Source organism: uncultured Sphingobacterium sp., assembly GCF_964277905.1.
Classification (GTDB): domain Bacteria; phylum Bacteroidota; class Bacteroidia; order Sphingobacteriales; family Sphingobacteriaceae; genus Sphingobacterium; species Sphingobacterium siyangense.
In genome coordinates this window covers 204,387-223,412 of the sequence record NZ_CAXYKD010000001.1, presented here as the reverse complement: position 1 = coordinate 223,412, position 19,026 = coordinate 204,387, and the positions used below count along the sequence as shown (strand labels likewise).

16 protein-coding genes are annotated in these 19,026 nt (G+C 37.9%); 9 read left to right on the top strand and 7 right to left on the bottom strand.

Features of this window, described 5'->3' with window-relative positions:
- Positions 1-137: 137 nt before the first annotated feature.
- A complete protein-coding gene (locus ACHWSC_RS00835; protein WP_394675491.1) occupies positions 138-2,723 on the top strand; it encodes a TonB-dependent receptor domain-containing protein in 2,586 nt (861 codons plus the stop codon).
- A gap of 52 nt (positions 2,724-2,775) precedes the next feature.
- Here ACHWSC_RS00835 and ACHWSC_RS00830 read toward each other — a convergent pair whose 3' ends face one another.
- Positions 2,776-3,354 (bottom strand): Maf family protein, encoded by a 579-nt coding sequence (locus tag ACHWSC_RS00830; RefSeq protein WP_394675490.1) that lies wholly within the window; start codon positions 3,352-3,354, stop codon positions 2,776-2,778.
- 2 nt (positions 3,355-3,356) lie between these two features.
- Positions 3,357-3,875, bottom strand: coding sequence for an HAD family hydrolase (locus ACHWSC_RS00825; RefSeq protein ID WP_205399717.1), 519 nt, complete (start codon positions 3,873-3,875; stop codon positions 3,357-3,359).
- Positions 3,876-4,739: 864 nt separating this feature from the next.
- Between ACHWSC_RS00825 and ACHWSC_RS00820 the strand changes: the two genes are divergently transcribed.
- From ACHWSC_RS00820 to ACHWSC_RS00790, 7 genes are all read left to right on the top strand, one after another.
- Complete coding sequence (locus tag ACHWSC_RS00820; protein WP_394675489.1) at positions 4,740-8,171, top strand: response regulator; 3,432 nt, start codon at positions 4,740-4,742, stop codon at positions 8,169-8,171.
- A 17-nt stretch (positions 8,172-8,188) separates the two neighbouring features.
- Positions 8,189-8,998, top strand: a complete 810-nt coding sequence (locus ACHWSC_RS00815; RefSeq protein ID WP_394675488.1) for a CheR family methyltransferase — start codon at positions 8,189-8,191, stop codon at positions 8,996-8,998.
- A gap of 6 nt (positions 8,999-9,004) precedes the next feature.
- On the top strand, positions 9,005-9,565 hold the full coding sequence (locus tag ACHWSC_RS00810; protein WP_205399721.1) for a chemotaxis protein CheB: 561 nt from the start codon (positions 9,005-9,007) through the stop codon (positions 9,563-9,565).
- A 22-nt stretch (positions 9,566-9,587) separates the two neighbouring features.
- Positions 9,588-11,189 carry a response regulator gene (locus ACHWSC_RS00805; protein WP_394675487.1) on the top strand — a complete coding sequence of 534 codons (1,602 nt, stop codon included), beginning with the start codon at positions 9,588-9,590 and terminating at the stop codon, positions 11,187-11,189.
- Positions 11,190-11,365: 176 nt separating this feature from the next.
- Positions 11,366-11,899 carry a plastocyanin/azurin family copper-binding protein gene (locus ACHWSC_RS00800; protein ID WP_075991088.1) on the top strand — a complete coding sequence of 178 codons (534 nt, stop codon included), beginning with the start codon at positions 11,366-11,368 and terminating at the stop codon, positions 11,897-11,899.
- A gap of 214 nt (positions 11,900-12,113) precedes the next feature.
- A complete protein-coding gene (gene lpdA, locus ACHWSC_RS00795; RefSeq protein ID WP_394675486.1) occupies positions 12,114-13,520 on the top strand; it encodes a dihydrolipoyl dehydrogenase in 1,407 nt (468 codons plus the stop codon).
- A gap of 67 nt (positions 13,521-13,587) precedes the next feature.
- Positions 13,588-13,992, top strand: coding sequence for an acyl-CoA thioesterase (locus tag ACHWSC_RS00790; protein ID WP_075991086.1), 405 nt, complete (start codon positions 13,588-13,590; stop codon positions 13,990-13,992).
- A gap of 86 nt (positions 13,993-14,078) precedes the next feature.
- Here the strand turns inward: ACHWSC_RS00790 and ACHWSC_RS00785 are convergent, their stop codons facing one another.
- Entirely contained in the window at positions 14,079-14,378 is a 300-nt protein-coding gene (locus ACHWSC_RS00785) for a DUF3817 domain-containing protein (RefSeq protein WP_046674086.1), read from the bottom strand.
- 245 nt (positions 14,379-14,623) lie between these two features.
- On the opposite strand from ACHWSC_RS00785, the gene lpdA (ACHWSC_RS00780) reads away from it, so the two are divergent.
- The gene (gene lpdA / locus ACHWSC_RS00780; protein ID WP_070560650.1) at positions 14,624-16,012 is read left to right on the top strand and encodes a dihydrolipoyl dehydrogenase; all 1,389 of its coding nucleotides are present in this window, start codon (positions 14,624-14,626) and stop codon (positions 16,010-16,012) included.
- Between the two features lie 81 nt (positions 16,013-16,093).
- Here lpdA (ACHWSC_RS00780) and ACHWSC_RS00775 read toward each other — a convergent pair whose 3' ends face one another.
- The 4 genes from ACHWSC_RS00775 to ACHWSC_RS00760 all read right to left on the bottom strand — a co-directional run bounded on the left by ACHWSC_RS00775 (position 16,094) and on the right by ACHWSC_RS00760 (position 18,994).
- Positions 16,094-17,146: a LacI family DNA-binding transcriptional regulator gene (locus tag ACHWSC_RS00775; protein ID WP_394675485.1), complete on the bottom strand. Its 1,053-nt coding sequence runs from the start codon at positions 17,144-17,146 to the stop codon at positions 16,094-16,096.
- A gap of 79 nt (positions 17,147-17,225) precedes the next feature.
- Entirely contained in the window at positions 17,226-17,756 is a 531-nt protein-coding gene (locus ACHWSC_RS00770) for an HAD family hydrolase (protein WP_394675484.1), read from the bottom strand.
- A gap of 78 nt (positions 17,757-17,834) precedes the next feature.
- The gene (locus ACHWSC_RS00765) at positions 17,835-18,314 is read right to left on the bottom strand and encodes a hypothetical protein (protein ID WP_145327825.1); all 480 of its coding nucleotides are present in this window, start codon (positions 18,312-18,314) and stop codon (positions 17,835-17,837) included.
- 29 nt (positions 18,315-18,343) lie between these two features.
- Positions 18,344-18,994 carry an ABC transporter ATP-binding protein gene (locus ACHWSC_RS00760; protein ID WP_394675556.1) on the bottom strand — a complete coding sequence of 217 codons (651 nt, stop codon included), beginning with the start codon at positions 18,992-18,994 and terminating at the stop codon, positions 18,344-18,346.
- Positions 18,995-19,026 lie beyond the last annotated feature (32 nt).

Here is a 19,026-nt window from a genome sequence, read left to right as displayed (position 1 = left end):
AAAAACAGTGGATTTTAAATCATTCAGCAAAAATAGTAGTAGAACTGAAAAAATAAATCCGTACCCCTTGAATGTGGTTGCGTGGTATCATGAAGGTAAAAATTAAATGCTAGTTGAAGCGAATACTCTTAATTAAAATGATGAATCAAATTTTCAAAAAAATATATACGACAACCATTCTATCCTTATTTTTTCTGGCATTTGTACAGGCACAGACCGACAGTACGAGGACTCTTACCGTGGCTGGAAATTGTGCCATGTGTAAAAAACGTATTGAAACTGCCGCAAAAATGCATGGCGTAGAAACGGCCGTTTGGAATGCAGGAGACAACTTATTGCAAATCAAATATAACCCCCAAAAAGTTCAACTGGAGGCAATCAAGAAAAATATTGCTCAAGTTGGTCATGATGTAGACAACTTGATTGCCACTGATGAATCCTATGCTAAACTCCATGAATGTTGTATGTATCCGCGATTGGAAAATGGCAAAATACCCGAAAAGAAAACTGTAACAACCGATAACCATGACCATCCACATACTGTTACCGGTGTTGTCGTTGAAGAAAATGAAAAGGGGGATCTTAAGCCCATTATTGGTGCCAATTTACACTGGGCCAACCTTCCAACAAAAAACACAAGGACAAACGAAAATGGTGTTTTTAAATTGGACCATAAAGAAGGGTTCAACAAATTGGTTGTAAGTTATGTTGGGATGAAACCTGACACCATCACCATCAAAGATCTTCATGAAGTCATCATGATTACAGCAAAGGGAAATGTGTTGATGGAAGTCGAGGTAAAAGGAACACGACGCTCAAATTACATCGACCGTATGACACCTGCACGACTGGAAGTTCTTACAGGAAAGGAGTTATTCAAAGCGGCGTGCTGTGATTTAAGCGAGAGCTTTGAAACCAATGCCTCCGTCGATGTCGTCAGTGCTGATGCAGTAACAGGCAGCAAACAGATTCAAATGCTAGGTCTCAGTGGTATTTATACCCAATTAACCGTTGAAAATTTACCCGGACCTCGTGGGCTCGCTTCTCCTTTAGGTTTAAATTCTATTGCAGGAACATGGATTGAATCAATTCAAATCGCGAAAGGTATCGGTTCCGTAGCCAACGGTTTCGAAAACATGGCCGGACAGATCAACGTCGAATTGAAAAAACCTCAAAATTCAGAAAGATTGTTTTTTAATGCCTATGCTAACAACATGGGACGCACAGATGTCAACTTAAATCTTTCACAAAAAATTGGTCAGCATTGGTCCACTGCAGTTCTATTGCACGACAATTTCATGTACAATAAATCCATGAACTTTAGTCACAACGGATTTAGAGATGTACCCGTTGGCAATCTATTCTCTGGGGTCAACCGTTGGTTTTATGAAAATGGAAAAGGACTTATGGTACAATTTGGGGTAAAATATCTCAATGACGACCGTACAGGCGGGCAGATTGATTTTAACGAAAAGACAGATAAGGGTACAACGAATCGCTATGGTTTAGGGTTTGATATTGAACGTGTAGAAGGTTTCGCTAAAATTGGTTATGTGTTCCCCGAAAATAAGCATCGCAGCATAGGTCTCCAGCTTGCAGGGTCAAATTACAATCAAAAAAGCTATTTTGGGCTCAATAACTACAATTCGGACCAACAAAATGGATACGCTAACCTCTTATTTCAAGATATTATCGGTACAGTCGCTCATAAGTATCGCGTTGGTGCCTCCATTAATTATGACAATTACAATGAGCGGTATTTAAAAGATCAAAACTTCAAAAGGAAAGAAGTGGTTTCGGGAGCATTTGCAGAATATACCTATAGTCCATCAGAAAAATTTGATGCCATTATCGGTCTCCGCCAAGACTACAATTCCCTGTACGGTTGGTTTACAACACCACGCATCCATTTACGTTATGCCCCGATTTCGGGAACAACGGTTCGAGCTAGCTCAGGAAGAGGTCAACGTACAGCAAATATATTCGCAGAAAATACGGCCGTCTTGGCAAGCAGTAGAAAATTGGTTATTCAATCGCCTAATATATACGATAAAGCTTATGGCCTACAACCTGAAGTCTCCTGGAATAGCGGAATAGCGATAGACCAAAGTATGCGGATCTTTGGACGTGAGGCTTCGGCATCCGTTGAATTTTTCCACAACAGCTTCTCTAACCAGGTCGTGGTCGATTACGAAAATCCCCGAGAGATCAATTTTTACAATTTGAATGGGAAGTCTTTCTCCAATAGCTTGCAAACAGAATTTCGCTTTATGCCAGCACCACATTTTGAAACGAGATTGGCCTATCGCTTACTTGATGTCCAAACTGATTTTGAAAGTGGCAGAAAGACCAAACCGCTATTGGCCAAACACCGTGGTTTTGTCAACCTAGCTTATAATCACCATTCTGGCTGGAGTCTAGACTATACGTTGAATGTAGTTGGACAAAAACGTATTCCGTCAACAGCAGAGAACCCCGTTGAATATCAAATGCCTACTGCATCAAAAGCTTATGCAACCATGAATGCGCAGATTAGCAAAACTTTTGGGAAAGAGAAAAACTTCACTGTATATGTGGGCGGAGAAAATCTGTCTAATTATTTCCAAAATATGCCAATACTTGCAGCGGATCAACCCTTTGGAAGCTATTTTGACACTTCGATGCTCTGGGGACCATTAACAGGACGCATGTTCTACACTGGGGTTCGTTATTTCATCAAATAACAGCTCAGCTAAAAAATCAAGGAATAATAAAAAAGCGGCAAAAGCCGCTTTTTTAGATTAACTTTTTCAATTCTTGATAAAGCTTTGCCGTTGGCAATCCGACCACATTATTATATTCTCCCTCTATTTTTTTTACAGCGATTAAGCCGATCCATTCCTGTATTCCATAAGAACCCGCTTTATCTAATGGTGAAAATTTAGTAACATAATGATCGATTTCATCCGCATCTAATTCGTAAAAATAAACAGTTGTCGTTTCGACAAAAGTGCTAATCTTACCCTCCCATGAGATCGCTACAGCAGTCAACACCAAATGTTTCTTACCAGACAAGTTTGTTAGCGTTGCTTTGGCTTCTAGTTCATCTTTGGGCTTACCTAAAATTTCACCCTTATCCGATACGACAATAGTATCAGCACAGATAACCAAACAATCGTCTTTATCCCTAAATGCCTCCGCTTTACAAATAGCGATTTGACGAACGACTTCTGCAGCGGATAAATTGGGATCCACATATTCTGCCGTTTCCCGAACGTCGACTTCAAATGTCAGCCCAAGCCCTGCTAACAGCTGTTTTCTCCGTGGAGATTGAGACCCTAATATAATTGTTCTATTTTTTATATTTTTCAACATCCCTATATACTTTTTACTGTTTCATCCTCATACCAATTACCTTGTACTTTCATGACCTTTTCGATCAATTCACGCACAACTCCCTTTCCGCCACAAAAACCAGACACATAATGTGAAATTTTCTTGATCTCTTCTACTGCATCTGCCGGAGAAACAGCTACGCCAACAGACTTCATGCAGCTAAAATCAGGAATATCGTCACCGATGTACATCAACTGATTTAATTCAAGCTTGTAATCATAAGCAAGTTCTTTCATTTTAGACAGTTTGTCACTAACTTTTGAATACACTTCTTTGATTCCCAAACCTTTCATCCGCTGCTCTACCCCCTTCGAACCTCCACCTGTGATAATAAAAATAGGGTAACCTTTCTTGATCGCCAACTGCATAGCATAGCCATCTTTTATATTAAATGTACGTAACTGATGCCCTTCTTCATTAACTTGTACAGTACCATCAGTCAATACACCATCTACATCCAATACAAATGCTCTTATCGATTTAAATTCGGTCAATACCATAAAAATTTATTTTTGTAAAAGTAAGGCATTTCGAGTAATAATTCGCGTAGCGATACTGATCTAATTGACAGGACTGTCAGATAATTATTCAGTTAAGCCGAAATATCATTTGTGTGTCACAACATAGTTGTATTAGCAACTTATTCTCAAAAATATTTGGATGCTACTGTATATTTACCGTATCTTTGTAGAAGATAATTAAAGGTTATCTCGCTATGAAACACTAACAGCAAGCAATCAGAAGAGTTATTTACTTGAAGCTTGCATAAGATTTAAAAAAACAATCATTTTTAGTTTTCACGGCACAACACGGCAACTAATTTAGTTTAGAAGCCCTTAAAGAGTCTTTTCATAATTTAGGTTTATAATTGGTTAGTAACGAACCCTGGTGCCCATCATCAGGGTTTTGTTTTTATAAGCATTTTTTCTTCTTCTATTTAATAGACTTGACCGAACCACTTTCCTACCAACATATAGTTAAGAACAATTGTCAATCAATTTTTAGACAGTGATCAGTCACTGCTTATCAGTCTATACTGAGTGATCACTGAACGAGCACTGAACAAACACTGAACAAGTACTGTTAGAAGGCCTAATTTGATCACTGCTTGACCCCTACTTGCCGCAACTAAGAATTAGAAGACAAAAAAATGGTATGAGCTACGCTTACGTAACAAAAAATCGCTATTGCGCGGTAATCGATTATTTTGGGATGCCCCTTGACTGTTTATAGGTTTGTTTCTATTCTGACTTTCGATTATTTTAGGAATAGCAAGTTTTTTTGTTATTTTACATATATCTTTTCCCCCAGGTACCATCGAAACACAATACCTACAGAAAAGTAAACGATAAACTCATTCTAACATGGATCGAAAAAATTATAGAAAGCAAATTACCATAGGAGTGATAATTTCTTTTTCGCTTATCTTCCTTTCAGCCCTATATTTTTTCATATCGCTGCATCATAATTTAAATAACGAGCGAAGTATTGTTCGTGTAGCCGAAAATAGATTCAATATCATTAATGAAATTAAATCAAGTGTAGACGAGGTAAATGACATCAAACTGGATTACCTGAATAAGAAAGACGCTTCACTATTTATTCCTTATAAAATGGAATTAAAAAAAATGGACGAACTGTTGCGATCTTTAAGTTTGAAAGATGATTTCTATCATGTTCAGCCAAACAGCACTGAAAACATCCGCAAAGATATTGTTGCATTTTACGACTTTGAGCAGGATATCGGTCACACAAAGGAAACTCAATCCATATCCCATAATATTCACGAACGAAAGGCCTCGATATTAAATCAGATCGATCTCATGTCCAGAGATCTATTAGACCAACGGGCAAGACTCTTAGAAAAATCTAGAAATGAACTGCAACTGGCCCAGTACATTACTTACCTTTTCATCGCCATTGGCTTAAGTGGGTTCTTCTATATTCTCGCTAAAATTTCCTCGATCTCTAGATTTCTGAGGTCTACAGTGAAAAGTCAACAAGAATCCAATAAAAGTCTACAACTATTGCAAGAACAGACCAACAGTGATAACTGGATTTTGAATGCGATTAATGGCATCGACGAACAGTTACGCGGTGATTATACAGACAAGAAAATTGCCGAAATAAGCCTACATGCTATTGCTTCTACGATAAAAGCATTAGGTGGGACTATTTATATTTTCGATGATAACTATCAAGAGTATCAGCTTTGCCACAAAATTGGCATTTCCTCCACACAGTATATCAAACGAACGTTTAAAGAAAACGATGGCATTTTGGGCGAAGTTGCAAACAATCATGAAGTCGTTAAAATAAAAGATATTGACCACAAACACCTTATCTTAGAGACCTCATTATCCGATCACTTAGAAGCTGAGATTTATATTGTACCCTTCTCTTATGAAAGCCATTGTGTCGGTGTTATGGAGATTTGTTGCCCCATTATCAATGAGAAGGACGAGCAACTGCGATTTAACTTCTTGGATAAAGCAAAAGATAACATTGCTGTTATCATCAAAGTAGCCCAAACTCATGGAAAGCTTGCCGATCTTTATGAGGAACTTCAACAACAAACGGAAGAATTAGAGACTCAACAGGAGGAATTGAGAACAACTAATGAAGAGTTAATCCATAAGACACATTTGTTGGAGGCTTCTGAAGAAGAGCTTCGAGTACAGCAGGAAGAACTTATCCAAACCAATAATGAGCTGGACGAGAAGGCAAAATTGCTCTTTGCCCAAAATGAAGATCTAGAAAAAGCCCGTCAGGCCATAGCCCAAAAAATAGAGGAAGTAGAGTTGTCCAGCAAATATAAATCTGAATTTATGGCCAATATGAGCCATGAATTGCGGACACCGCTTAATAGTATTCTCATTCTTGCCAAATTACTTCAGGATAACAAAAAGAAAAACCTCAGTGAGGACCAAATAAAGTATGCTTCTGTTATTCACAGTGCCGGCTCAGATCTCCTTCATTTAATTAACGAATTGTTGGATCTGGCAAAAATTGAATCTGGTAAAGTTGAAGTCCAAAAAGAACGTATCAACACAAACTATCTTCTCAATTATATTAAAGATTTTTTCAGTGATACCGCAGCGTCGAAAAATATTCACTTCTTACTCGATGTCGACGTAAATGCACCGCAGGAATTCATTGGTGATGAACATCGTATACAACAAGTCCTCAAGAATTTATTATCCAATGCGTTCAAGTTTACAAGCGAAAAGGGCGAAGTCTCTTTAGCAATAAAAGCTGAAGCAGAAAATCTTCTTTTTACGGTTAAAGATAGCGGTATTGGCATTTCTCCTGAAAAACAAGAGCTAATCTTTGATGCTTTTAAACAGGAAGATGGTTCAACTAGCCGTAAATATGGCGGCACTGGTCTCGGCTTATCGATATGCCGCGAAATTGCTAGCTTATTAAAAGGGAAAATAAGCTTATCCAGTAAGGTTGGTGATGGTAGTATCTTCACCTTCAGCATCCCGGTAGAACAGGAAATTCAAATTTCAGTCAAGAAAGTAGCATCTATCGAAAAAGAAAGCAATCCGCCAACGCAAATTCCGAAAGAATCTCCTATAGTCGAAAAAACGAAGTCGATCGACAACGATGGAAAACACAATAAACTTCTGATTATTGAGGATGATTTTATTTTTGCAGATATTCTAAAAGACTACGCCGAACAGAATGGCTACGATGTATACATCAGCTATGATGGGCAAGATGGTTTACAAAAGGCTCAAAATTTACGACCTGCCGCAATTATCTTAGATATCATGTTACCTAAAATGGATGGTTGGGAAGTTCTTCGTAACCTCAAAAAAATTGAAAGCACAAAGGAGATCCCCGTGCACATGATGTCGGCAGGAACATTTTTACATGATGAACCTATCTCTGCCGGAGCCATTGGATTTATGGCTAAACCTGTATCAGAAGAATCTTTGGCTGAAACATTCTTAAAAATAAAAGCATCGACTAGTCATCCATTGAAAAAAATTCTGCTGGTGGAAGATCAGGAAATCCAAAGCGATTTTATCAAACAATCTTTAGAAGAACAGCATATTCAAATATTTCAGGCTTTCAATGCAAGACAAGCACTCGATTTGTTAGATCAAGAGAAATTGTTTGACTGCATCATTATGGACCTGAACCTCCCTGACAAATCAGGCATTGAACTCCTGAATGAAATCAAATCGAACAATCAATTTAAGGATTTACCCATTATCATCAATACGGCGATGGAACTCAATACGGAGCAGACTTCCGAAATTTTGCATCACAGCCAAGCAATGGTCCTTAAGTCAGCTAAATCAAATAATCGTCTGATTGATGAAGTTAATTTATTCTTAAATAAAATTCGCAGCAATAAGCACGAATACACGATGTTCAATCACTCAGGATCCTCTGTAATTACTGAGAACAATTTAGCTTCCAAAACAGTATTATTAGCAGATGACGATATGCGGAATATTTTTGCCCTTAGTACGGCCTTTGAAAGCTATGATATGAACATTGAAATTGCCAACAATGGTCAGGAAGCTTTAGATATTCTTGAACGAAATAAACAAATTGACCTTGTCTTAATGGATATCATGATGCCCGTTATGGATGGTTATGAAGCTATTGAAAAAATAAGGGCAAACAAGAAATTTGCAAACCTTCCTATTATTGCTGTGACAGCGAAAGCAATGAAAGGTGATAGAGAAAAAACAATTGCTGTTGGAGCAAACGATTATATAAGTAAACCGGTTGATGTTGACAAATTAATATCCCTAATGCGCGTATGGCTGAGTTAACCGATAAAATAGTAGCAATGATAAGTTTTGAAGAGTTGGAAGAAGTTATTGATATAGTCAAAAATCTCCACGGCTATGATGTGTCGGGCTATACAAGAGCTTCCTTAAAAAGACGTGTGACTAGAATAATGGAACTTAACAAGCTCAATTTACAGGAGCTAAAGTCCAATTTGATTAATCAGCCAGGATTCAGCACCTATTTTCTACAGGAAATTACAGTCAATGTGACTGAAATGTTTAGGGATCCTGATTTTTATAAAGCAGTAAAAACAGATGTATTTCCCTATCTCGCAACTTATCCACATATAAAACTCTGGAGCGCAGGCTGTTCTACTGGCGAAGAAGTTTATTCACTGGCCATATTATTAGAAGAAGCAAATCTTTACCAACGTGCATTTATTTATGGTACCGACATTAACGGCAAAGTGTTAGAAAAGGCAAAACGCGGTATCTATTCTCTTGCAAAAGTTAAAGAGTACTCGGAAAATTTTATTAAAACAGAACCAAAAAACTCATTGTCGGATTATTATACTGCGATGTACAACGCCGCTACCATTAATAATAGTCTTAAAAAAAATGTCCTTTTCTCCATGCATAGCTTGGTGTCCGATGGCGTTTTTAATGAATTTCAACTGATTACCTGCCGTAATGTATTGATCTATTTTGATACTGAATTGCAAAATAAAGTCCTGGATTTATTCTATCATTCACTTTGCCATCTGGGCTTCTTATGTTTGGGAGCGAAAGAATCTTTAATCAACTATAAAGACGCTTCTAAATTTAAGGTCGTAAACAAAAAACAGAATATTTACCAAAAAATTGGGTAGTCGGTGATGGAAAGAAAAATTCTTTTGTTAGCGGGGTCTGCCGGTGGGTTTAGTGTCATTCTAAATATATTAAAGTCATTGGAACGACCGATCCGCATACCAGTTATTGTGATTGTACACAGAAACCCTAAATATGCTTCTAGTATTGAGGACACGCTTTCCAAAGCGCTTGTTCAAAAAATAAAAACTGCAGATGATAAGGAAGCGATAGAAAATGGGACTATTTATTTTGCCCCTGCAGGCTATCATCTTTTAGTTGAACCAGACTATAGCTTTTCTTTGGATATCTCAGAACCTGTTCAATACTCAAGACCATCAATTGATGTGACTTTCGAATCCGTGGCCGAAATATATAAAGAAAATTGTACAGCTATCCTATTCTCTGGAGCGAATCAGGATGGTGCACAAGGATTATTAATGATAAAACGGTACGGCGGGAAGACATTTGTACAAGACCCTGCGACTGCTGAAGTTCCCATCATGCCCGAAGCAGCTATTCAACTCGATGCACAGGAGCGCATTTTGACCATTCAAGAAATAAAAGATTATATCAAGCAATTGACTTAAAATTGTATTTAGATTTGCTATAATGAAGAAGATAAATATATTGATTGTCGATGATAAAATTGAAAATATTATCAGTCTTAAAGCACTGCTGGAGGATATCGAAAATATAAATATAGTGACGAGCACAGATCCTAACGAAGCTTTAAAAATCTGTTGGAAAGAGGATATTGACTTAGCGCTCGTTGATGTACAGATGCCAGAAATCAATGGTTTTGAATTTGTTTCCTTTCTAAAGAAGAATCCGAAAACAAACCATATTATCCCGATTATGGTAACAGCAATTTCAAAAGAAGACAAATACCTCATTCAGGGACTTAATAGCGGAGCTGTAGATTATCTATATAAACCACTGAACCCAGAAGCGACCATCGCAAAAGTAAAATCTTTTGTTCAGCAATTACTGATACAGCAGGAAATTAAAGAGAAAAACATTGCCTTAGAAGAATCAAAACAGGACATTCTCAAAGCTAAAGAAGAGGCCGATCTTGCTCGGAAATCCAAGGAAACCTTTTTAGCGAATATGAGCCATGAGATACGGACGCCAATTAACGGCATTATGGGGATTACACAGATGCTAAAAAACTCTCAGCTCACTTTAGAGCAAGAAAACTGGATCAATAAACTGGACTCTGCCTCTCAAAATCTGTTGACTATTATCAACGACATATTAGACCTCTCGAAAGTCGACTCCGGTATGATGAAACTTAACATGGAGTCGACATCAGTGCACGATATCACAGATGATCTCAACAACCTCTTTATTGATAAAGCCAACTACAAAGGGTTGAATTTTTCAATTGATGTAGACGATCGGATCACAAGTTATTTTCTGACAGATCCATTACGGTTGAAACAGATATTGACCAACTTCATCTCCAATAGTTTCAAATTCACCTCGGAAGGTTCTGTTGTATTAAAAATTCAGCTTCTAACAGAGGATAACCATAGCATCTGTTTACGGTTTCAGGTTATAGACACAGGGATCGGCATTGTAGAAGACGCCTTGGAAAAAATATTTATTGCGTTTGAACAGGGAGAAGATAGTATCACCAAAAAATTTGGCGGTACCGGATTAGGTCTTGCAATTGTAAAACGTATTGCTGCACTGCTCAACGGTCGGGTTTTTGCATCGAGTGAATATGGTAAGGGAAGCATATTTTCCTTTGAATGTACTTTTGACAAAATCAAAGACAAACCGGTAGAGAAAGAAACGCAGGTACTCTATACAGAATTACCCAAGTTTAACTTCCCGATGATTCTGATTGCTGAAGACAATGAATTAAACAGTTTTATGCTGGCAAATATCCTGAAGAGTTGGAATTGCGAAATCACTTTGGCGACAAATGGCCTCATTGCATTAGAGGAAATCAATAAGAAAAAAATTGATCTGGTGTTTATGGATGCCCATATGCCGCTCATGAGTGGTTTTGAAGCAATCAAGGAAATACGTCGAAACACTAATCCGATAATCGCAAACATGCCGATTATTTCCATTTCAGCCTCTGTGCTCCAAGCGGAACAACAGGAAGCGCTCGATGCCGGAGCCAATGAAGTTGTCGGAAAACCATTCGATCCTATCAAATTATATAAAACAATTGATACTTTATTGTCAAAATTGAAATGATAGTTTCAATTTATCAATGAAATCATTAATTTTAGAACATAAACAAGATGTTTTGATGTTATTTCTCATGAACGTGCATCCAGAAAGGAATTACGTTCGTCATAACTTCATCACTAAACCGCTAAAGGCTGCGGAAATGCCTACAATAAATAAAAGATAAACAAACAATCATTCAAATGAAAAAACTTTTTATGATACCAGCAGTTGCAGTTGCTTTATCAATTGCATCTTGTGGTGGAAACAGTGACAAGTCTGAAAAATCAACTAGTACAGAAGCGACAACTTCAACAGAAAGCCAAGCAACAGAAACAGTGCCTGGAATTGAAAACGTGGCTATTTCCAACAGCTTATCTTTAGAAGGTAACGATCAAATGAAATATAATAAGGATTTATTCCGTGTAAAAGCGGGTGAGCCAGTAGAATTATCTTTCAAAAATGCAGGTACTATGCCAAAAGAGTCCATGGGACATAACGTAGTTATCCTAAAACCAGGTGTTGACCTTCCAACTTTTGGTGCTGAGGCTGCTGCAGCTGCTGCAGACGAATATATTCCAAAATCAGCTTTATCTTCGATTGTTTCCCACACAAAATTATTGGGACCTGGAGAAACTGATAAAATCACTTTTACACTTGAAAAAGGAGTTTATACGTTTATTTGTAGCTTCCCTGGTCACTATGGTGTCATGCAAGGAAAAATTGTTGCAGAATAACTAATAAGTAAAAAAGGATATTCAAACTATGAATATCCTTTTTTCAATTTTATACCCCCACTAGCACCGATTCATTGTTCCCCAAGGTGCATAATTTCCATTCTTTTATCAAAAAAATGGAAAGTAAGGATCTTTGGTCACAAATCGTAAGTTTTGATTTCCTATCCCATTAATAATCATTAAATTTGTGGTACAAAAAAATAAAACGTAATCAATGCAATACGACGTAATTGTAATCGGAAGTGGTCCAGGCGGATATGTAGGAGCTATCCGTTGTGCCCAATTAGGATTAAAAACAGCTGTTATTGAAAAATATAGCACATTTGGTGGTACTTGTCTTAACGTTGGATGTATTCCTTCAAAAGCGCTTTTAGATTCTTCGGAGCATTACCACAATGCTGCGCACAATTTTGATGCATTCGGCATCAGCTTGAAAGACCTGAAAGTAGACATGGCAAAGATGATTGCTCGTAAAGACGATGTCATTGCCCAAAATACTGCTGGTATTACCTTCTTATTTAAGAAGAATAAAATTGACAGTTTTCAGGGGGTGGGTTCATTTGTGGACAAAAACACCATCAAAATAACAAAAGCAGATGGTTCTACAGAACAGATTACTGGTAAAAATGTAATTATCGCAACAGGATCGAAACCGACTTCATTGCCTTTCCTACCTGTTGATAAAAAAAGAATCATTACCTCAACCGAAGCACTTAACCTAAAAGAGATTCCAAAACACCTTATTGTCATTGGTGGTGGTGTTATAGGTTTGGAACTAGGTTCTGTTTATGCTCGTTTGGGTTCAAAAGTTTCTGTTGTTGAATTTGCAAAATCTATCATCGGTACAATGGATGGTGGCTTAGGAAAAGAACTACAACGTGTTTTGAAAAAATCATTAGGCATGGAGTTCTATTTAGGTCATAAAGTGACTGGAGCTTCCGCTAAAGGTAAAGTTGTAAAAGTAACTGCTGAAGATCCGAAAGGACAAGAAGTCACTTTAGAAGGCGACTATTGTATCGTAGCCGTTGGTCGTACCGCATATTCTGAAGGTTTAGGATTAGAAAATATCGGCATCACAGTAGAAGAAAGAGGCAAGAAAATCCCTGTTAATGCCCATCTGGAAACAGCTGTACAAGGTGTATTTGCAATTGGTGATGTGATCACTGGAGCAATGTTGGCACACAAAGCTGAGGACGAAGGTGTATATGTTGCAGAATATATTGCAGGTCAAAAACCACATATTGATTATAATTTGATTCCAGGTGTTGTTTATACCTGGCCTGAGGTTGCTTCTGTTGGAAAGACTGAAGAGCAACTTAAAGACGCAGGTATAAAATACAAAGCTGGATCATTCTCTTTCAAAGCTTCTGGTCGTGCAAAAGCATCTGGTGACACGGATGGTTTTGTAAAAGTACTGGCAGACGCGACAACTGACGAAGTATTAGGTGTACATATGATTGGTCCTCGTGCAGCAGATATGATTGGTGAGGCAACCGTAGCTATGGAATACCGTGCATCTGCAGAGGATATCGCGCGTATTTGCCATGCACACCCAACCTATACTGAAGCAATCAAAGAGGCGGCGCTAGCAGCTACAGCAAACAGAGCAATACACGCTTAGGCGAGAAATATCGAATACTCAAGGGGAAAAGGAAACTTTTCCCCTTTGTCATAAATACCTATACACGATGAATTTTTATACAAGAAAATGGGTCAAACCCGAAGACCTAAATCCCAATGGAACATTATTTGGAGGAACACTACTGCGATGGATTGATGAAGAAGCAGTCATCTATGCTATCGTTCAATTAGGAAATCCCAAAGTGGTTACGAAATTTATTTCAGAAATAAACTTTGTAAGCTCAGCCAAGCAAGGCGATATTCTCGAACTGGGTATTGAAGCGATTAATTTTGGAACAACATCTTTAACGATGCGCTGCGAGGTACGCAATAAAATATCCAGGAAAACAATTCTATCGATCGATAAATTGGTCTTTGTCAACTTGGATGAAGATGGTAATCCAGCTCCTCATGGAAAAGATAGCATTACCTATGCGTATATGGGGATTGAGAAGACAGGTAGAGATGATTAAACATCTCCCCTGTCTTTATTAATTTGGTATCTCCCCCCCTACCTAACCCTTTGCAAAAATTCATGCATTTGTATTTTTTAAACAAACTATGATTTCTGTCTCTTTCCTTCAATTTCTTTTTTAAGATCCAATTCCACCCAAAAGCCAAAAATAGGGATCAAAGAAGCCAAGAAATATTTCACGGCCTTTAATATAGGCCACTTGTATTCTACAGTTGACATGATCAGCATAACGACGAAGATAACGACAAAGAAGCCATGAATGGAACCGGCTATTTTGACTGCTTCGGGGATTCCCGCGAAATATTTCAACGGCATGGCAATAAAAAACAAGCAAATGGTGGAGATTGCTTCCCACAGGGCGATCTGTCTGAATATTCTTAACATAATGATAAACTGTGTATTGTGAACTTCAAAAATAAGACTCTAAAAACGCTTTAACTATTATTTTTCCCCCTTTGACCAGGATGTGACATTCAGCTAGAAACAGCGACAGTGTTTTATCAGAAACCGCCAATTTTACAATAAATAGTTCATATTCATCAGAAAAAATGCGTACTTTTGAATGAATATATGCTTCACAGATTTTGTCATTTGAAGCTATAACACTCAACTACAGAATATTTATTTATATGAATTACGACATCATTGTAATCGGTAGTGGTCCAGGCGGGTATGTTGCTGCCATTAGAGCCGCTCAGTTAGGGTTCAAAACAGCGATTATTGAACGCGAATCATTAGGCGGAATCTGTCTAAACTGGGGCTGTATCCCTACAAAAGCATTATTGAAAAGTGCTCAGGTATTTGAATATTTAAACCATGCCGCTGATTACGGCATCAATGTTCAAGGTGGTGAGGCTGATTTTGACGCTATTGTCAAAAGAAGTCGCGGGGTTGCTGAAGGAATGAGTAAAGGTATTCAGTTCTTGATGAAAAAGAATAAGATCGACGTCATCAATGGAACTGCAAAAATTAAAAAAGGTGGTAAAATCGATGTGAAAGGAGCAGACGGTTCTACTAAAGAATATTCGGCAAAACATACCATCCTAGCGACTGGTGCACGTTCACGTGAATTGCCTAATTTACCTCAAGATGGTAAAAAAATCATCGGCTATCGTCAAGCAATGACACTTCCTAAACAACCAAAATCTTTAGTTGTTGTTGGCTCAGGTGCTATCGGTGTTGAGTTCGCTTATTTCTATAATGCAATCGGAACAAAAGTAACTATCGTAGAATTTATGGATAGAATCGTTCCTGTTGAAGATGAGGAAATTTCAAAACAATTAGAGAAAAGCTTAAAGAAACAAGGTATCACCATCTTAACGAAATCTGAAGTTCAATCCGTTGACACAACAGGTGAGTTGAGCAAAGTTTCTATCAAAACAGAAAAAGGTATTGAAGTTATCGAAGCAGAGATTGTATTATCGGCAGTTGGTATCGCTCCAAATATCGAAAATATCGGCTTGGAAGAGGTTGGTGTAAAAACTGATCGCGGCCGTGTTGTTGTAGATGATTTCTACAAAACAAACATCGAAGGTGTATATGCGATCGGTGACATTGTTAAAGGCCAAGCCTTGGCTCACGTTGCCTCAGCAGAAGGAATCACTTGTGTTGAAAAAATCAAAGGTCTACATGTTGAACCTATTGACTACAATAATATCCCTGGCTGTACATATTGTTCCCCAGAAATTGCTTCTGTAGGTTATACCGAAAAAGCGGCAAAAGAAGCCGGGTATGAAATTAAAGTTGGTAAATTCCCATTCTCAGCTTCAGGAAAAGCTTCAGCTGCTGGTGCGAAAGATGGCTTTGTTAAAGTTATCTTTGATGCTAAATATGGTGAGTTCCTAGGTGCACACCTTATCGGAGCCAATGTTACAGAAATGATTGCAGAAGTTGTTGTTGCCCGCAAATTGGAAACAACAGGTCATGAAATGATTAAAACAATACATCCTCACCCAACAATGAGTGAAGCGATTATGGAAGCTTGTGCTGATGCTTACGGTGAAGTGATCCACTTGTAGTAGTAAAACAAATAAAACTAAAAAGGGGAAAATCTAACGATTTTTCCCTTTTTAGTTTTATGATCGAATGGTTAATAGCGATTACATAACCAATCGCGACTTAAAGACGATCTGTTGATCGACAATCTCGGTGTTGTCAATGCGTTCAAATAAAATTTCAGCCGCTTTACGCGCTTGCATTCCCGGAAATTGCTCTATGCGTCCCATTGGCGGATTTTCCATATATTGCCATAACGGATAGTTGGCATAACTAATAAAGAAAATATCTTGATTTAAGACAAGCCCCTTTTGTCTGGCCGCTTTCATCAAATCAAGTGTAACAAAGTCATTAAAAGATATAATTGCAGAAGGTCGCTCAGACATCGCAAATATACTATCCATAGCCTTTTCGTTTCCTTCCGTACTCAGGTCTGTTTCGATGATATTCTTTTCTAGAATATCCATACCATTCCTTTTCATGGCGGATAGATAAGCTACTTTTCGATCTTCACTAGCCGGCAAGGTTTTCGGCCCATTTACAAGGGCAATAACTTTATGTCCACGCGCGACGAAAGCATCCACAGCTTCGTTCATACCCGTAGAAAGATCGCTTTGTACTTTATTGATATTGGGTAAACTAGGCACACAGTCAAAGAAGACAATCGGGATACCAGACGCTTCCAATTTCTCAATGAATTCTAAATTGGTCGTCTTTTTACCTATAGACATCAAAATCCCATCGACACGATGGTTTTTAAATGTTTTTAAGATCTGCTCTTCACGCTCGGGGTCATCCAGTGATTGTCCCATCAGCACAGTATATCGGTGTTCTGATGCAACATTTTCAATTTCACTAATGGCGAAAGAAAAAAACGGTTCGGACAAACTCGGTAAGATAACAGCAATCGTAAATGTTTTACGCTGCTTGAAGAATATAGCCGTTTGATTGGGTTCATAATTCAATTCTTCGGCCATTTTTTTTACGCGCATTGTTGTCACCAATCCAATACTAGGATGATCATTCAATGCTCTAGAAACTGTCGAAGGACTGATTTTCAGCTTCTTGGCAATTTCTTTAATCGTGGCAGGCTTGTTCACTTTATTCATAAATCCAAGGGCTTTATATAAAAATAGGGCTTTTATATCCCTAATCATAATTTTTTCTCAACAATATCGACAACGACTTTAATAACAATTATTGTTGGTAGATTCAACAAAGATACTGACTGTAAACTTAGTCTACAAATTGAATTGCGGTCGTGTCCACCGTAAACTCATTGGCGAGGAACTCCAATGGATCAATTCCCCTAAAAACAAGTTCATCCTTAAAGTAAACTTTTATATCATCCCCATATTCACCCCAATCCACAAATTTGACTTTATTGAGTTGTTCTAGCGGATTTCCTTTCGTCAAAATACAAACATGTTTATCTGCGGCTTTTAACTGCCTAAACAGCGTATTAATATGATCAAACAAATGTAACTGTAGTGGCAAAATTGCATTGACATGAAGCCGCTCAAAATTTTCCTTATATTTTTGATCAAATCCAAAAGTTTGCTGCGCATGTTCGAACAATAAATTCTCACCTTGATGCTCGAGGTGATTTTTCATAAATTGAACCAAATCTGCTTGAGCCGGAACTGTCTCTGTAAATTCTATAAAATTAGCAAAAAGATAATATACTTGAAGTAAGTAATCCCTTTTAGGAAAAACAACATCATCTAATTCAAAAACATATACCTTTTTTTCTTCTGGGAACATCATGATATATAAAAGCTTAAAATTTAAGGGCTATGTCAACAGGGTTAAAACCTTAATGACACTAACCACAAAAATAAGATTCTATTTGGATACACAGATTAATGCTAAATCCTCCCCGGAATCCGAAGCAACAAACAATCCATCCAGTGATCTTTCGAAAGTCGCTGAGTCCAATAAATCGTTGCCCTTTGACAGAAGTCTATAAGGCAAATCAGCTGGCGGATTTTCCATAACAGGAATAGTTTCAAGCAGATCTTTATCAGGGACAAGAACTGAAATCTGATATTCCTCAAATAAAACTTTGGCTGCAGCCAATGGTTCCAGCTCAAAACCACCTAAAGGCAGCACATAATCAACCTGTTGGTCTAAACTTAATTTGAGTATCTCATGTGCAAAAGTAGGAAGAAGACCTTTTGGAATTTTGGCATATTTCCCCGACGCTAAAAGCAATTCTGGAATATCTTCTGAACTTGCATATAATATTTCGAAATCAGCCCCAAGTCTTTTAGCGATACGCATCGCCAAAGGTCTGGTCCCGAAAGTTATGAGTATTTTCTTCATTAAAAATATAATTATAATCCGGATTACTGTTACACGACTAACCCATCGCGCATATGTATCGTTCGGTCCGAAATTCGGGCAAGCTCCTCATTATGGGTAACGATAATAAATGTCTGCTGAAATTTATGTCTAAGATCAAAAAACAACTGATGCAAAGCTGCTGCATTCTCTGAGTCAAGATTACCCGAAGGTTCATCTGCCAAAATAATGGAAGGATCATTGATCAGAGCACGAGCCACAGAAACACGTTGTTGTTCTCCGCCAGACATTTCAGCAGGCTTGTGATCAATACGATGAGAAACCCCCAATAGTTCAAGTAATTCTCTTGCTTTAGCTTCCGCCTCGGACCTTCCCTTTCCTTGAATAAAAGCTGGAATACACACGTTTTCCAAGGCTGTAAATTCAGGCAGCAAATGGTGAAATTGAAAAACAAAACCAATATGTTCATTTCGGAAAGCGCTTAGCTTTTTAGCATTCAATTTTTGAACATCAACACCATTGATGGAAACCGTTCCCTGATCAGGCTTATCCAAGGTACCAATGATGTGCAACAGTGTACTTTTACCAGCTCCTGAAGCACCGACAATACTGACGATTTCCCCTTTTTCAACAGCGATATCAACACCTTTCAAAATTGGTAATGACCCATAAGCTTTGTGAATTCCTTTGGCATGTAACATCATAGGACAAAGATAAATAAATTTACGATACC

Excerpts from the sequence above, each read along its gene's own strand:
- lpdA (WP_394675486.1), top strand. The coding sequence starts at position 12,114 with ATGCAATACGACGTAATTGTAATCGGAAGTGGTCCAGGCGGATATGTA.
- ACHWSC_RS00810 (WP_205399721.1), top strand. The coding sequence starts at position 9,005 with ATGGAAAGAAAAATTCTTTTGTTAGCGGGGTCTGCCGGTGGGTTTAGT.
- ACHWSC_RS00785 (WP_046674086.1), bottom strand. The coding sequence starts at position 14,378 with ATGTTAAGAATATTCAGACAGATCGCCCTGTGGGAAGCAATCTCCACC.
- ACHWSC_RS00790 (WP_075991086.1), top strand. The coding sequence starts at position 13,588 with ATGAATTTTTATACAAGAAAATGGGTCAAACCCGAAGACCTAAATCCC.
- ACHWSC_RS00830 (WP_394675490.1), bottom strand. The coding sequence starts at position 3,354 with ATGTTGAAAAATATAAAAAATAGAACAATTATATTAGGGTCTCAATCT.
- lpdA (WP_070560650.1), top strand. The coding sequence starts at position 14,624 with ATGAATTACGACATCATTGTAATCGGTAGTGGTCCAGGCGGGTATGTT.
- ACHWSC_RS00775 (WP_394675485.1), bottom strand. The coding sequence starts at position 17,146 with ATGATTAGGGATATAAAAGCCCTATTTTTATATAAAGCCCTTGGATTT.
- ACHWSC_RS00835 (WP_394675491.1), top strand. The coding sequence starts at position 138 with ATGATGAATCAAATTTTCAAAAAAATATATACGACAACCATTCTATCC.
- ACHWSC_RS00805 (WP_394675487.1), top strand. The coding sequence starts at position 9,588 with ATGAAGAAGATAAATATATTGATTGTCGATGATAAAATTGAAAATATT.
- ACHWSC_RS00770 (WP_394675484.1), bottom strand. The coding sequence starts at position 17,756 with ATGATGTTCCCAGAAGAAAAAAAGGTATATGTTTTTGAATTAGATGAT.
- ACHWSC_RS00765 (WP_145327825.1), bottom strand. The coding sequence starts at position 18,314 with ATGAAGAAAATACTCATAACTTTCGGGACCAGACCTTTGGCGATGCGT.
- ACHWSC_RS00815 (WP_394675488.1), top strand. The coding sequence starts at position 8,189 with ATGATAAGTTTTGAAGAGTTGGAAGAAGTTATTGATATAGTCAAAAAT.
- ACHWSC_RS00800 (WP_075991088.1), top strand. The coding sequence starts at position 11,366 with ATGAAAAAACTTTTTATGATACCAGCAGTTGCAGTTGCTTTATCAATT.
- ACHWSC_RS00825 (WP_205399717.1), bottom strand. The coding sequence starts at position 3,875 with ATGGTATTGACCGAATTTAAATCGATAAGAGCATTTGTATTGGATGTA.
- ACHWSC_RS00820 (WP_394675489.1), top strand. The coding sequence starts at position 4,740 with ATGGATCGAAAAAATTATAGAAAGCAAATTACCATAGGAGTGATAATT.
- ACHWSC_RS00760 (WP_394675556.1), bottom strand. The coding sequence starts at position 18,994 with ATGTTACATGCCAAAGGAATTCACAAAGCTTATGGGTCATTACCAATT.